We start from the raw sequence: 13873 nt of genomic DNA on the forward strand, positions 1-13873 counted from the left end.
TGCGAACAGTGGCTTTACCAAGCCCCATATCCTAGCAAAGTGCTTATGTGTCCGTAACCTCTAGCGACCAAAGAAACTCGTAAAGAGGGATTGGGGTTTGCGCTTATCCTCGGGACAAGTACACCACTGGTCAGCCGGAACCCGGGCTTTCACCGCCTCGATATGCATCCCACACCCCGTCCAAGTAGTTTTCCCACAATTCGCACATTTCACTGGTGAGCACATTTTTCTTTCCTTTCGTTGTCACTACCCGGGTTACATTTCCAGCACTACCCCAGGGTTTAAGAAATGGTAGGCAAATACGGTATTCACCCCACCAGACAATACTTTAGCATTAATTCCGTTTTGGCTCAGAATCCGCGACGCCAGCCAAGCATTCACCCCCGTGTCATCGCATAAATACACGCAATCACCTAATGAACCCACCGCACTCAAACCGGCCGCCACACTTGGGGAACTCGCCCCCGGGTTGGCACCTAATGAACCCGAGGCACCTGCGAGCCAAGCGCGAATCTCGTCGAGCCGCCCGCGCAACTGCGTCAACGGAACACAACGCGCCCCCACCAGGTGCCCGGCACGAAACTCCGGCTCTTGGCGCACATCAACCACCAGTGCCCCGCCCGACACCAGCGCCTCGGCCTCGGCGGCATACCACAACTCCAGCCGCCCCGACAACACGTTTTGCGCCACATACCCCAAGAAATTCACCGGATCCTTGGCCGAACCATAGGGCGGAGAATACGCCAAATCCAAGTCAATCAAATCCGCCGCGCTCAGCCCGGCTCGCAAAGCCGTCGCAATCACGTCAAGGCGCTTGTCCACACCATTCCCGCCGATGCCCTGGGCACCCAAAATCCGCCCCGAACCGGCCTCGAAGTGCATCAATAGCTGCATCGGCTGGGCACCCGGCAGGAAAGTCCCGTGGTCGGTAGGATGGGTGTGAATCGTGTGGAAATCCACCCCGGCGGCCGCTAGGGCATCCCGGTTCGCCCCAGTCTGAGCCACGGTCATAGGTCCGACCCGGAAAATCGAGGTCGCCAGTGGTCGCGGCAACGGGCGGGCGTGCTCGGGGTCGACGATGAAATCCGCAATCAGTCGCCCAGCGCGGTTGGTCGGGCCGGCCAGCGCGACGGGTCGAGTCGCGCCGGTGGGAGCCGTGACCTGGGTCGCGGCGTCGCCCAGGGCGAATACGTCGGGCAGGTTGGTGCGACCGTATTGGTCGATTTGCAGGTATCCGCGCTGGTCAGCGGCCACTCCGGCCGCGACGAAGGCCTCGGTATTCGGGGTGACTCCGGCGGCAAGCACTACCAGGTCGGCCGGGATTTCCGCGCCGGTGGACAGCTTCACTTGGAGTGCCGCGCCGGGTTCTTCGCCGGGGTTTGCCCCACCTGTGGCATCCAGATTGGTCGCGCCGCCCGGGTTGGTCGCGCCGCCTGCTTCGTCCACACTGACCGCGCCGCCCGGGTTGCCGGAAGCGCCCGGGTTGGGTGTTTCGGTTGGGTCGGCGTTTTCATGAGGCGCTTGCCCTTCGGCTGGCGCCTCATGAACCCCATCCCTGCCACCACCAGCGGTGACGGGCGAGATGGATTCCACGCGCGTGTCGGCGAAAACTGCGATGCCCAGCGACCCGAGCGCGCCGGTGACCATATTCGCGATTTCGCGGTCCAGCGGCGGCATAACGTGGGCGGCGCCCTCCACAATGGTGGTCTGCAGGCCGCGCTGCGCCAAGGCTTCGGCGGCTTCGATGCCGATGAAGCCCCCGCCGATAACCACGGCGGACTTCGCGGGCGCCCCACCGCCAGTGCCCCCAACGCCGCTACCTTCGACCAGTTCCACCAGGCGGGTCACATCGTCGACAGTACGCAGCGGGTGCACGCGCGGGGAATCCAGGCCGGGAATCGGGGGGCGCGCGGCACGGGCTCCGGGGGACAACACCAGGAAGTCATAGGATTCTTGGAATTCACGTCCGCCCGGGTCGCGAACCGTGACGGTTTTCGCGCTCGCATCCAAGCCGGTGACCTCGTGGTTGAGGCGCACGTCGAGGTTTAGTTTCGCTCGCAGTGCCTCGGAGGTATTCAACAGTAGCATTTCGCGCGAGGGAATTTCGCCGCCTAGATGATAGGGCAGCCCGCAGTTGGAAAACGAGGGATAGGAGCCTTTTTCAAAGACCACAATTTCTGCGTTTTCATCCAGGCGTCGGGCGCGTGCCGCGCAGGACAGTCCGCCGGCTACCCCGCCGACCACAACCAGTTTCATCATTGTTTCCTTTCCTTTGTCCAGACATTCACACCACCATAGCATGTTTCGTATTTCTCTGCCCAGCAATCGCTTCGGCGCTAGGGGTGCGCACTTTCCGTTTTCATGAGGTGCCACCGAAATCTAGGCCTAAATCTCCCGGCCCGGATCCCGCTCCCTATTGCCGAAAAACTCAGCGCCGCGCGCCGGCACGGTTTGGCGCCACGCTGGTTTCAGTTCCCGTCCTAGATTGAGGCACAGCGACGCGGCACGTCGCGATACCGCGTTGGGAGCGCGCCGGCACGTCAGCGGCGGCGCGGGAAGGCTGCGTAGGGAGTGCGACGCTAAGAGAGGCTGAGGGGGAGCTCGAGCTGCGCGAGCAGCTCGAGCGGGGGAAACCTCCCCCTTTCGCCTCTCGTGCGCGCACCCCTAGCAGCCGACCGTCGGCGCTAGGGGCGCGCACTTTCCGTTTTCATGAGGTGCCACCGAAATCTACGCCTAAATCTCCCGGCCCGGATCCCGCTCCCTATTGCCGAAAAACTCAGCGCCGCGCGCCGGCACGGTTTGGCGCCACGCTGGTTTCAGTTCCCGCCCTAGATTGAGGAACAGCGACGCGGCACGTCGCGATACCGCGTTGGGAGCGCGCCGGCACGTCAGCGGCGGCGCGGGAAGGCTGCGTAGGGAGTGCGACGCTAAGAGAGGCTGAGGGGGAGCTCGAGCTGCGCGAGCAGCTCGAGCGGGGGAAACCTCCCCCTTTCGCCTCTCGTGCGCGCACCCCTAGCAGCCGACCGCACGCCGGGCGAACCGCCGCCGAACCGCGTCGCCCCATAGCGCACCAAAGCTAGACTTCAATAACTTCAACCCCGTGTTGTGCCAAAGCCGCGCGATCCTCGGCGCTGACTGAATCGGTAATAATCTCGTCTACGAGGGAAAAGTCCGAAATCCGCGCCACCCCAACCGCCGTAAATTTCGAGGAATCCGCTACAACGGTGACTCGCGCGGTGGCGGCGAGGAAATCGGCGTTTATTTCAGCTTCCAGCAAATCGTCATTGAACAATCCGCGAGCCGAGTCAATGCTGACAACCCCCAAAAAGACTCGGTTCATCGCCAGGTTTTCTAAAACCACCCCCGACAGGTTGCCGACAATCTCGTAGGAATTCGGCCGCACGACCCCGCCGACCACGATTACTTTGATTTGCGGGCGTACCACCAGCTCGTTGGCGATATTCACCGCGTTGGTGACCAAGGTCAGACTTTCATGCTCGAAGGCCGAATCGGTGCTGACGCGCAGCGCGATTTCGCGGGCGACTTCGGTAGAGGTGGTTCCCCCATTGACCCCGATTATGTCCCCGGGTTGCACCAGTTTCGCGGCGGCGCGGGCGAGTCTTTGTTTAACCCGCCCGTGATTGGCTTGTCGGTAACGCAGCGGTAAATCTCCGGATAGCGGGTTCGCTACCGCCCCACCGCGTACTCGGGTCACGAGTTGCTGGTTGGCGAGCCGGTCTAAGTCACGCCGGATGGTGGCGGCAGAAACTCCCAAAGCAGCTTCGAGCTGCTCGACCTTCGCGGAGCCCTGTTCCAGCACCGTGTCAAGGATTTTTGTCAATCGCGCGGATTGGCTTGTCATCGCTCTCCTTTTCGCCGCAACTTTGACTTCAGCCGAAGCCAAATATTTTACTGTTTCCTCAAGTTTTAGCCCGAAAATACCCCTCGCTCATGCTTTAAAATGTGCATAACTATTAATTCCAATCATTTTCGCGCACAAATCGAGCTGCTTAGTGGTAATTTTATTACGTAATCTCACCCTAAACTTTACCAGGAAGGACAACTCACTATGAGCATTACCGCTACTGAAATCGCCACCCAACCCGCCACTTGGAAACGTGCCATCGAGATGTTGCCCTCCCTTGACCCTGATTTCTTTCCGCGCGCCGGCCAAAGCGTGGCCATGATTGGCTGTGGCACCTCGTGGTTTATGGCTCAAGCCTACTGCCGCGCCCGCGAGACAGCCGGTCTGGGTGTCAGCGATGCCTACACCGCCACCGAATTCCCGCTCACCCGCAAATACGACCTGGTGATTACCCTGTCGCGCTCCGGCACCACAACCGAGATTATTGACATCCTCAAAGCCTTACACGGTAAAACTCCGACGCGCCTGATTACGGCGGTTGGCAACGGCCCGGCCACCCCCTACACCGACAAAGAAGTCGTGCTGGATTTCGCCGATGAACAATCCGTGGTGCAAACCCGTTTCGCCACGACTGCCTTGGCGCTTATGCGCGCCAGTCTGGGCGAAGACCTGACCCCAGCTATCCGCGACTGTGAAGCCGCCACCACCACCGATATCCCCCAGGCTTTCGTCACCGCCGACCAGTTCACTTTCCTGGGCACAGCGTGGACCTATGGCTTGGCCAACGAAGCGGCGCTAAAGATGCGCGAGGCCTCGCAGTCCTGGACAGAAGCCTATCCGGCGATGGAGTACCGCCACGGCCCGATTTCTATCGCCCAGCCCGGGCGCATCACCTGGATTTTCGGCCCCATCCCAACGGGTATGAGCGCGCAAATCGAAGCCACCGGCGCGACTTTGGTGCATCACGACTGGGATCCGATGGCTTCGTTGGTGCTGTTGCAGCGCGTCGCGGTGGCGCGCGCGGAGCATCGCGGGCTCAATCCCGACACCCCGCGTCACCTGACTCGTTCCGTTATCCTGTCCTAACGCGAGGTTCCTATGTCCACCGATACTTCTCCCGCTGGTGGCGCTGGGGGCGCCGCTACGGTTGGGACTGCGGCTTCACGAGGTGCCAACCCCAATGAACCCACTCCCCCACGTTATGCCCTGGCCTTCGATGTGGGGGGCACGAATATCAAAATGGCGCTCGTCGCCCCGGATGCTTCGCTGGTGGAATTACCTAGCGTCAAAACCACCCAAGGTGGAGCCGAAGCCCTGGTGGCGCAGCTAAGCGAAGAATACGACCGCATCCAGGCGCAACTCGCCGGGGGTACCATCCTCGCCCCCAGCACCGAGACCCTGACCAGCGAAAATATCTGTAAAGCGGTGGGAGTGGCAATCCCGGGTCTGGTGGATGAATCCACCGGGATGACTATCAAATCGGCGAACCTGGGGTGGGGGCGGTTCCCCATGCGCGATGCCCTCGCCCAGGCGCTGGGGACACCGGTGCTACTCGGCCACGATTTGCGTTCCGGCGCCTTGGGGGAAGCCCGGTTTACGGGGCGACGCGACTGTATTTTCGTCGCTATCGGCACCGGGATAGCCGCCGGGATTGTCCTTGACGGCCAGGTCTTGAACCGGGGCGGCACCAGCGGGGAAATCGGCCAGGTTCTGTTCCCGAACCCGGATTTGGATTACGCTGCTGGGAAAGCCAGTTCAGAACTCGCGGAAGGCGCTACGGCTAAAACGGCCAATCGCGGCCGTTTCTTAACGCCTATGCCCAGTGACGGCGGCGATATGCGGCTCACGCCGCGCGCCGCCGTGCCCCTGGAACAGCTGGCTTCAGCGGCTTTCACCGGGCGGCGCTACGCGGCTTTAGCCGGGCTGGACACCCCGCCCGGCTCCAAGGCGGTTTTCGCGCGGGAACGCGAGGGCGACGCGGCCGCGCACCACGTCGTGGAAACCGGCACCGCCGCCCTTGCGCAAGCCCTGGCCGCGATGATAGCGACCCTCGGTGACCTAGAGGTCATTATCGGCGGGGGTCAATCCAAGGAAGGACCGGCGTACCTGGAACGGTTGCGGGCGGCGACAACTGCCAGGCTGGTAAACCTGCCGGAACCCCGATTTTCCTTGGCGCGCTTCGGGTCTCGGGCGCAACTGCTCGGCGCAGCCGCCCGGGTTTTCGACTACGAGGGAATCGCCACGCAAGTCGTGGCGGATTGTGACACGGTCAAATCCGCAAATGCGGACGCCACCCCGGCTGGCACCTCATGAAGCGCGAAAGGACAGCCAGATGAGCGCCACCCCACCCCAAAGCACCGCTGCGGGCACCGCGCCAACATCGGTGCCGCTGGTAACCTTCACCCCGAACCCGGCCGTGGACATCACCTACCAAGTCGAGCAGGTCGTTTTCGGGACTTCCCACCGGGTAGAGCGGATTCACCGCCGCGCCGGGGGCAAGGGCTTGAACACCGCCTCGGTGCTGGCCTTGATGGGCTACCCGGTGGTGGCCACCGGCTTCTTCACCAGCCCCGATTACGTCGCTGACCTGCAACGACGCGAGGCCGAATCCCCGGGGCGGTTTCAGTGGCGGGCACTAGAGATGCCCTGGCCGAACCGGCTGTCGGTGGCGGTGGTGGCCAAGGGCGACGCGACCCTGTTCAACGAGGCCGCGCCGAACTACGGCGAACTGACCGCTGCGGAAATCGCCGCGACCTGGGAAAACGTGTGGGAGCGGGTGCTCGACTGCGACTGGGCGCCGCCCGGAGCTCTGGTCAGCATCAACGGGTCGTTTCCGCTGGGGACCCCGCTGGGGATGGTATCGCGCCTGGTCGCGGGGCTGCGCTCGCGCGGGTGCTGGGTATTGGTGGACACCTCCGGGGAATACTTGGTCGAGGCCGCGCGCGCCGGAGCGGATTGTTTAAAGCCCAATGTCGCCGAGTTGCGTGCGGCCACCGGGATTCATGAGGTGCCAGCCGCCGCGCGAGCCTTGCTGGAACTTGGCGCCGGGTCTTTATTGGTGTCGGCTGGACGCGAAGGCTTGGCGTATGTGTGCCGGGACGGCGGATCTGAAACTAGGGAAGCCCGCGAATCTGACAAAGGCGAGGATTTTGGCCAGCCCCTCATGAACGGCACAGAAAAACCCGAAACCAAGGCAAAACCGCAAGTGAAGGCTTTTTGGGCGCGCCCCGGGCGGGAACTATCCGGCAACCCGACCGGGGCGGGCGACGCGGCCGTAGCCGGTTTCCTGGCCGCCCGCGCGCAAAATTTGGGGCGACAAGCGGCGCTGGCGCAAGCCGTGGCGTGGTCGGCGGCGGCCGTACCCGCCGCCTATGCCGGGGTGATTGAAACCGAACTGGTCGGCGAGTTGCGTCGTGAAATTACCTATAAAACCGAAGATTGGAGTTAAAAATGTTGGCAGATATTCGTAAACTTGCGGGCGACGCGGCCGCGCGCCACGTCGGACTGGGAGCGTTCAACGTCGTGCTCTTGGAACACGGGGAAGCCCAAGTCGCGGCTGCCGAATCCTGCGGGCTGCCGGTGATTTTGCAACTTTCCCAAAACGCCGTGAAATACCACCACGGGCGGCTGCGCCCGATTGGCTCGGCGGTGTTGCGCCTCGCGGAAGAGGCTCGCGTCCCGGTCGTAGCGCATTTGGATCACGCCGAGGACATCGACTTGTGCAAGGCGGCAGTGGATTTGGGATTTACCTCTATCATGTATGATGGCTCGAAACTGGCGGACGCGGAAAACCGCCGGTCGACCGCCGAAATCACCCAGTGGTGTCACGACCGGGGAGTCTCGGTTGAAGCCGAACTGGGCGAGGTCGGCGGCAAGAATGGGGTACACGATCCTTCGGCGCGCACCAATCCCGATGATGCCGCGCATTTTGTGACCGACACCGGGGTGGATTTGCTGGCCGTCGCGGTGGGGTCGTCACATGCCATGACTTCCCGCGATGCCGCCCTAGACAATGATTTGATTGCGCGAATCGCCGCCGCTGTGCCCGTGCCGCTGGTGTTGCACGGGTCGTCGGGGGTGTCGGACGCGGGGATGCGCGCCGCTATCCGTGCGGGCATGACCAAGATTAACGTCTCGACGCACCTTAACGTGGTCTATACCGAAATGGTGCGCCGCGACCTGGCGGCCGGACCGGAGTTGGTCGACCCGCGCAAGTATTCGCGTGGCGGCAACGCGGCGGTACAGGCCGAGGTCGAACGCCTGTTACGGATGTATTCAACGCCTGTTGCGGCGGCTGTGGATTCATGAGGTGCTTGTTTTAATTTGTCGCTCGACTGCTAGGGGTACATGCCGCTCGACGCACGATTCGCCGGCGGCTCGAGCTGATGGGGACCCGCTCTGTTTCTCTTAGAAACTTCGTTTCTAAGAGAAACTACGAGCACTCATAGGCTCTTCGCCATCCGGCTTCCTCGCGCGTCTACGCTGCCTGACGTTTGCGTTGCGCCACTTCGCCTCCCGCTCCATCATGTGCCGCGACACGACGGCGGTTGGGATAGGGGAATCCGGGCAGAGAGATTTAGGCGATTTGTCGGATGTCCACGGACATTTAGCCAGACGCGATTCACACTTATGCCGGCAATTCAAATGGCACCTCATGAAGCCGACTAGCCCAAGGCAAAGAGCAACGCGAGCAGCCCCCCCAAAGATACCAACGCGGATTATCCAAAGTTATACGAACAGCGGGAGTTGAGCAACCTGTGGGGGTTCGCAAACTTCGATGCGGTCACTGATTGACTGGCAAGCCGAGATTAGCTTCTCATCCCAGGCATACACTTTGTCTGCCCCGACAGCAATTCCAGTAGCGACAATAACCGCGTCGGGAGCCTTAATGTTGCACTTAGGGATGATACCGCTCGCGATATCAACCACTCTTTCACTCAACTCGAAAATGCGTAAATTCAAGTTATACAGTTGCTCGCGCAACACCTGGCTAGCCTGCAAGCGCGGGGCTTGAGCGGGATTGTGCGCCACTCGCAGCTTCGGGTTGGTTAGAATCTCTAGCACTGCCAGCGAGGGTAAAACCAAGTCAGCATCACTGGTAAGCACCTCGCGTGAGCGGTACACCCGACCGGTTTCCTTCAGGAAAAGAGCAATCAACAGGGACGTGTCAAGGACGTAACAAGGGGCTTTTTACCAGGCATCACGCACTTCCCGAACCAGGTGAACCGAATCGGGGACGACTCCAGGAACTGTTTCCCAAGAGCCAATGATGTCATCAATGGACAGTTCCGGGATGCTATCGGACATGGCCTCAATCCGTTGGGCATCAATAGTTTTCAAGGTCACCCCATCGTCACGCGTCCCCAAACCAAGTACCTCTACTTGTTTTTCAATCAGGCGAATGGCTGTATCCTCCAGAATATCGGGGACATTGACCCGCACGGCCGGGGTTCTGCCCTGTGGTTGAATCATGACGTAGCGCGAATCCTCGTTGGTTTTGTGGGAATATGCAAAGAGTCTGCCCCTAATGGTGGTGAGCGCTTGGGTGATTGGGATAGAGGCTTCCTGGATGTTTCTGGCAAGTTCTGTGTCAAGATGCGCGGTTTCATCCCCGATTGAAAGGCTCACCCCGGTGACCCCGTTGGAATGCTTATCCGTTCCGATGCGCCCCAAATAATCCAGTTCTCGCAAGGTTTTGCGGTGCCACCCAGGGGGAATCTCCGGGGTATTTCGCAATTGGGCGATACCTCGATTTACCCTGTCGGCAACAGCTTTTTCGGTGTCTAAGGTGGCCGAAACTGAACCCATAGCCAATCCAGTCACGGTTAGAGCCGTGTCCGCGCCTCCGTCCACTGAACGAATCAGCTTAATCAAATGTGACAGCGCCGCAGAAAAAGCCTCGGCGGTTATTTCGCCGGGGTCACCATTCAAAACCAGGTTGATTTCTGCCATTTCTGCCCCTGTGGATTTTTAGTGTGCGTCGGGTGTGTCAACGACATGGGTACAGGCTTAATTCTAGCCGGTTTCTCTTTGAATCGGTGATGTGTGGGGTTATTCTTCACACTTACGCCGGCAATTCAAATGGCACCTCATGAAGCCGACTAGCCCAAGGCAAAGAGCAACGCGAGCAAGGCACCGAAGGCGAGGGTCAGGAAACCCGTGTTGCGCAACGCCACAACCAGGTCGCGCCCCGTCGCCCCGCGCCGCACCGGGCGCATCGTTGCAGCCGCTCCACCCCAAATCACCAGCAAAACCGCGAAACCCGGCAACCACTGGCGCACCCCGCTGGAAAAGACTGCCGGCCAGGGAATAAACACCACTACGGCGGCCAAAACCAGCGCCGCGACCACCAGCCCGACATAAGCCCAGCGCGCCCCGCGATTCCCCAGTCGCACCGCCAAGGTACGCTTCCCCGACTGGGCATCGGTGGGAATATCGCGCAGATTATTGACCATCAACAGCGCACACGACAGCAACCCCAACGCCGCTGCCAGCAGCCAAGCCTGCCACGGCAGGGTTTTGGCTTGCACCCACAGGGTTCCCAGCGTCGCCAACAGCCCGAAGAATACGAAAACCATCAGCTCGCTTACGCCCCACCCCGCATAACCGTAGGGGTGCTTGCCCCCGGTATAGAACCAGGCCGCGACCAGCGCCGCCGCCCCGCACGCTACCAGCCACCAAGAAGCGCTGGCGATAACCACCGCGAGCCCGACCCCGGCCGCCAGCGCGAAGAACCCCAGCGCCGCCGCCAAAACCCGACGCGGGTTTTCCCCGCCACCCACCAGGCGCGGTGGCCCCAGCCGGTGTTCATCGGTGCCGCGTATCCCATCAGAATAATCATTGGCGAAATTCACGCCGATTTGGATGGCCAAGGCCACCACCAGGCACCCCACCGCCAGCCAGGCATTGCCGCGTCCCAGGCCGAAGGCTATCCCAGTTCCCAATAGTACCGGTGCGGCGGAGGCCGGCAGGGTACGCAGCCGCGCGCCTTCTATCCAGGCGCTGATGGTGGCCATCGGGTTCCTTTCTTCGGGCGGGTAGCGGGCTAGCGAGTCGGTACTTCACGCAACGAAAGTGGGCGCGAGTGCCAGGCTGTCCCTTATCTTAGCTCGCTCCGCTAGTCGATTCTATCGCCCCTGCCTGTCCCGAAGAATCCACGATAGCGACTGTTCTTCCCTTCGCGCTTCCCCATGTCCCGTTTCAGGGAATAGATATAAATCCCAAGGAAAAGTAGGAAAAAGGAGCGACTTGTGAATAGTTCATAAACCGCGAAACCCGCAACAGTGGCGTAAAAAGCAATCAGGCCTTTGCTCATGAAGTCGTAGCCTCCCCTTTGCGGCGAAACGGATTCCGTCAATTTGCGGTCAACCGCGATAATTGTATCAGACTTCTTGGTGAGGTCGGGTTCATGAGGCGCTATTCGGGGATTTTGGCGTTTTGCCGGGGAAAAGTCCCGGTGCGAGTTAGCGGATTTTTGGGGCTAGGGAGCGTGGGAAGATAGAGGCATGACAAAGACAAAAACCGTGTATGTGTGTGGGTCTTGCGGCGAACAGTGGCCGAAGTGGGCTGGGCAGTGCCGCGCGTGCGGCGAGTGGGGCACCCTGGAGGAATCGGTGGTGGGTGCTTCGGGTTCCGGGTTCATGAGGGGCCAGCCCGCCGGGCGGGCGAGCCTGGGCAAGCCGGCTTCCCCGGCTCAGGCTATCGCGACATTCGAGACGCAAGCCACCGCGCGGATTCCCTCCGGGGTGGCGGAATTCGACCGGGTTTTGGCAGGCGGTGTAGTTCCCGGGGCGGTAATCCTCTTGGCCGGGGAACCGGGCATCGGCAAGTCGACGTTGCTGCTAGAGGTCGCGGCGGCTGTAGCCCGTGGCGACGAGTCTGGCGAGTTGAATAAGGCTACCGGCGAAACGGCGCAGGTGGTGAGCCTGAGCGGACGGCGGGGTGACAGCAAAGATTCTAGCGAAGGCCGGCGGGTACTGTATTTGACGGGCGAGGAAACCGCGCAACAGGTGTATTCGCGGGCCAGGCGCATCGGCGCGCTGGCCGATGAGCTGCTTTTGGCGGCGGAAACTTCGGTGGATCAGGCCTTGAGCCAGATAGAGGCCGCCGCGCCGGCATTGACGATTATTGACTCGATTCAAACCCTGACCGACCCGCTGCTGGATACCTCGATTGGCGGCCCGGCGCAAGTACGCGAGGTCACCGCGAAACTGACCGCAGCCGCAAAATCCCGCAATATGGGCTTGCTTTTGGTGGGGCATGTCACCAAGGATGGTGCGGTGGCCGGTCCGCGAACCCTGGAACACCTGGTGGATGTGGTGTTACAGTTCGAGGGCGAGCGCACCGGGGAGTTGCGCCTGCTGCGGGCGGTAAAGAATCGCTATGGACCGACCGACGCGGTGGGATTTTTCCAGATGGCGGAATCCGGTATCGAGGGTATTACCGACCCCAGCGGGCTGTTTTTATCCCAAACCGCCGAACCGGTGCCGGGATCGTGCGTGACCATGAGCCTGGAAGGTCGGCGGGCGTTGCCGATAGAGATTGAGGCGCTGGCCACCCCGATGGCCGCCGGCAGTCCCCGGCGCACCGTGTCCGGACTGGATTATTCGCGGGTTTCCATGATGCTAGCCGTGTTGCAAGCCCGGATGAAACTGCCCTTGGGGACACTCGATGCCTATGTGTCCACGGTGGGCGGGGCACGCGCGGTGGAACCGGCGGTAGATTTGGCGGTGGCGCTGGCGGCGGCCAGCGCGGTCACTGGTCAGGTAATTGACCATCGCTTAGTGGCTTTGGGGGAAGTGTCCCTGACCGGCGAAATCCGCAGCTGTACCGCGCTGTCGCGGCGCCTCGCGGAGGCCGCCCGCCTAGGTTTCACCACGGCGGTCGTCCCCGCCGCCGGGGCGGAAAAACTTTCCGCCCCGCACGGGCTTAGCCTGAGAACCGCGAAAAACCTGCGCGAAGCCCTCGCCCTCGCCCTGCACCCCTCCCCCGACGCTTAACCAACCCAGGAACGCGGCTAGTCAGCAAATTCCATTTGCAACCCGTCCCGCCCGACGCACTCCACCCGTCCGGTCTGGGAATTGCGACGGAACAAAGCATTGGATACGCCAGACAAATCCGAGGCCAACAGGGTTTTCGGTTCCATAAAGAACCCGGTTTCCCCCGGAATCACCCCACCGGAAGGCATCACATAAACCTTCGTGTCGGCATTCAAATACAACCCCGGTTCAATCACACATTCATCCCCCAGGGGAATCGCCAACCCAGAGTTCGCTCCCAGGTGACAATTCCGCCCCAGAGACACGCGCTGGTGCACCCCAATCGCCATGGTTCCCGCCGTGGAAGCACCCCCCGCCAAGGTGGTGCCCTCGTCTACGGTCACCCCCTGGGACAAGCGCCCCTCGATATGTGCCGCCCCCAAGGTTCCCGCGTTATAGTTCACGAAACCGGTGTAACCAATCTCGGTACCGGGAGCCAAATACGCCCCTAAACGCACATTCGGGGAACTGGTGATACGCACGTCACTAGAGGAAACATAACTGGTCATTGGGGGAATCCGATCCAGGGACTGCACCGACACCCCCACCCCGAACTTCGCTTTCAACCGCAGCCGGGTTTCCTCGAAACCTACCGGGTCACACGCCCCGTGATTCGTCCACATCACCAGGTTCAACTGGTGAGATAAGCCCTCGAGGCACACCGTATTCGGTTTCGCTAAACGCTTCGACAAAACATGCAGTCGTAAAAACCCGTCGCGCGGATTCGTCACGTCACTCTCTAGGTCGGATTCCACAATCACAACCCGGTTATTGATTTCGCGGGCATCATCGCGACGCTCCAAACTAGCCAGACGAGCCGCGTATTCCCGCGCCTGGGCATCATTCAAAGACCCTTTGTGGACATAAGGAAACCACGTGTCCAGCATTTTCCCGCCGTAAGTCTCGGCGGTGACGCCCACTCCCCAGGCTTTCTTTATGATTTCATCAGGCATTATTTAACCCTCCTCTT

At 61.2% G+C, this 13873-nt stretch carries 12 protein-coding genes; 5 read left to right on the forward strand and 7 right to left on the reverse strand.

Annotation, left to right across the window (positions count from 1 at the left end; translation table 11 throughout):
• Positions 1 to 60 precede the first annotated feature (60 nt).
• The 3 genes from F4555_RS11645 to F4555_RS08295 all read right to left on the reverse strand — a co-directional run bounded on the left by F4555_RS11645 (position 61) and on the right by F4555_RS08295 (position 3862).
• Positions 61 to 225, reverse strand: coding sequence for a DUF8730 family Cys-rich protein (locus tag F4555_RS11645; RefSeq protein WP_004016192.1), 165 nt, complete (start codon positions 223 to 225; stop codon positions 61 to 63).
• Positions 226 to 255: 30 nt separating this feature from the next.
• Positions 256 to 2256: an FAD-dependent oxidoreductase gene (locus F4555_RS08290; protein ID WP_252865215.1), complete on the reverse strand. Its 2001-nt coding sequence runs from the start codon at positions 2254 to 2256 to the stop codon at positions 256 to 258.
• An 820-nt stretch (positions 2257 to 3076) separates the two neighbouring features.
• Positions 3077 to 3862, reverse strand: a complete 786-nt coding sequence (locus F4555_RS08295; RefSeq protein ID WP_036369758.1) for a DeoR/GlpR family DNA-binding transcription regulator — start codon at positions 3860 to 3862, stop codon at positions 3077 to 3079.
• Between the two features lie 207 nt (positions 3863 to 4069).
• Between F4555_RS08295 and F4555_RS08300 the strand changes: the two genes are divergently transcribed.
• Genes F4555_RS08300 through F4555_RS08315 form a run of 4 tightly spaced genes read left to right on the forward strand, consistent with a single transcriptional unit; the run spans position 4070 to position 8173 of the window.
• Positions 4070 to 4951 carry an SIS domain-containing protein gene (locus F4555_RS08300; RefSeq protein WP_004018188.1) on the forward strand — a complete coding sequence of 294 codons (882 nt, stop codon included), beginning with the start codon at positions 4070 to 4072 and terminating at the stop codon, positions 4949 to 4951.
• Positions 4952 to 4963: 12 nt separating this feature from the next.
• Positions 4964 to 6178 carry an ROK family protein gene (locus tag F4555_RS08305; protein ID WP_115325817.1) on the forward strand — a complete coding sequence of 405 codons (1215 nt, stop codon included), beginning with the start codon at positions 4964 to 4966 and terminating at the stop codon, positions 6176 to 6178.
• Positions 6147 to 7313 carry a 1-phosphofructokinase family hexose kinase gene (locus F4555_RS08310; protein WP_115325816.1) on the forward strand — a complete coding sequence of 389 codons (1167 nt, stop codon included), beginning with the start codon at positions 6147 to 6149 and terminating at the stop codon, positions 7311 to 7313. The genes F4555_RS08305 and F4555_RS08310 overlap by 32 nt, the downstream gene beginning before the upstream one ends.
• A 2-nt stretch (positions 7314 to 7315) precedes the next feature.
• Complete coding sequence (locus tag F4555_RS08315) at positions 7316 to 8173, forward strand: class II fructose-bisphosphate aldolase (protein WP_004016185.1); 858 nt, start codon at positions 7316 to 7318, stop codon at positions 8171 to 8173.
• Positions 8174 to 8593: 420 nt separating this feature from the next.
• Here F4555_RS08315 and F4555_RS08320 read toward each other — a convergent pair whose 3' ends face one another.
• From F4555_RS08320 to F4555_RS08330, 3 genes are all read right to left on the reverse strand, one after another.
• Positions 8594 to 8989 carry a type II toxin-antitoxin system VapC family toxin gene (locus tag F4555_RS08320; RefSeq protein WP_255312858.1) on the reverse strand — a complete coding sequence of 132 codons (396 nt, stop codon included), beginning with the start codon at positions 8987 to 8989 and terminating at the stop codon, positions 8594 to 8596.
• A gap of 66 nt (positions 8990 to 9055) precedes the next feature.
• Positions 9056 to 9817, reverse strand: coding sequence for a hypothetical protein (locus F4555_RS08325; protein WP_004011566.1), 762 nt, complete (start codon positions 9815 to 9817; stop codon positions 9056 to 9058).
• Between the two features lie 149 nt (positions 9818 to 9966).
• A complete protein-coding gene (locus tag F4555_RS08330; protein WP_103758665.1) occupies positions 9967 to 10881 on the reverse strand; it encodes a 1,4-dihydroxy-2-naphthoate polyprenyltransferase in 915 nt (304 codons plus the stop codon).
• Positions 10882 to 11370: 489 nt separating this feature from the next.
• Here F4555_RS08330 and F4555_RS08335 point away from each other — a divergent pair, with 489 nt between their 5' ends.
• Positions 11371 to 12864 (forward strand): DNA repair protein RadA, encoded by a 1494-nt coding sequence (locus F4555_RS08335; RefSeq protein ID WP_115325813.1) that lies wholly within the window; start codon positions 11371 to 11373, stop codon positions 12862 to 12864.
• Positions 12865 to 12881: 17 nt separating this feature from the next.
• Here the strand turns inward: F4555_RS08335 and F4555_RS08340 are convergent, their stop codons facing one another.
• Positions 12882 to 13856 carry a DapH/DapD/GlmU-related protein gene (locus tag F4555_RS08340; protein WP_004011562.1) on the reverse strand — a complete coding sequence of 325 codons (975 nt, stop codon included), beginning with the start codon at positions 13854 to 13856 and terminating at the stop codon, positions 12882 to 12884.
• Positions 13857 to 13873 lie beyond the last annotated feature (17 nt).

This window comes from Mobiluncus mulieris, from assembly GCF_014204735.1.
In the GTDB taxonomy this organism is placed as follows: Bacteria; Actinomycetota; Actinomycetes; order Actinomycetales; family Actinomycetaceae; genus Mobiluncus; species Mobiluncus mulieris.

Coding starts and splice junctions, on each gene's coding strand:
- F4555_RS11645 (WP_004016192.1), bottom strand. CDS start 225: ATGTGCTCACCAGTGAAATGTGCGAATTGTGGGAAAACTACTTGGACG.
- F4555_RS08315 (WP_004016185.1), top strand. CDS start 7,316: ATGTTGGCAGATATTCGTAAACTTGCGGGCGACGCGGCCGCGCGCCAC.
- F4555_RS08340 (WP_004011562.1), bottom strand. CDS start 13,856: ATGCCTGATGAAATCATAAAGAAAGCCTGGGGAGTGGGCGTCACCGCC.
- F4555_RS08290 (WP_252865215.1), bottom strand. CDS start 2,256: ATGAAACTGGTTGTGGTCGGCGGGGTAGCCGGCGGACTGTCCTGCGCG.
- F4555_RS08295 (WP_036369758.1), bottom strand. CDS start 3,862: ATGACAAGCCAATCCGCGCGATTGACAAAAATCCTTGACACGGTGCTG.
- F4555_RS08310 (WP_115325816.1), top strand. CDS start 6,147: ATGCGGACGCCACCCCGGCTGGCACCTCATGAAGCGCGAAAGGACAGC.
- F4555_RS08305 (WP_115325817.1), top strand. CDS start 4,964: ATGTCCACCGATACTTCTCCCGCTGGTGGCGCTGGGGGCGCCGCTACG.
- F4555_RS08300 (WP_004018188.1), top strand. CDS start 4,070: ATGAGCATTACCGCTACTGAAATCGCCACCCAACCCGCCACTTGGAAA.
- F4555_RS08330 (WP_103758665.1), bottom strand. CDS start 10,881: ATGGCCACCATCAGCGCCTGGATAGAAGGCGCGCGGCTGCGTACCCTG.
- F4555_RS08325 (WP_004011566.1), bottom strand. CDS start 9,817: ATGGCAGAAATCAACCTGGTTTTGAATGGTGACCCCGGCGAAATAACC.
- F4555_RS08335 (WP_115325813.1), top strand. CDS start 11,371: ATGACAAAGACAAAAACCGTGTATGTGTGTGGGTCTTGCGGCGAACAG.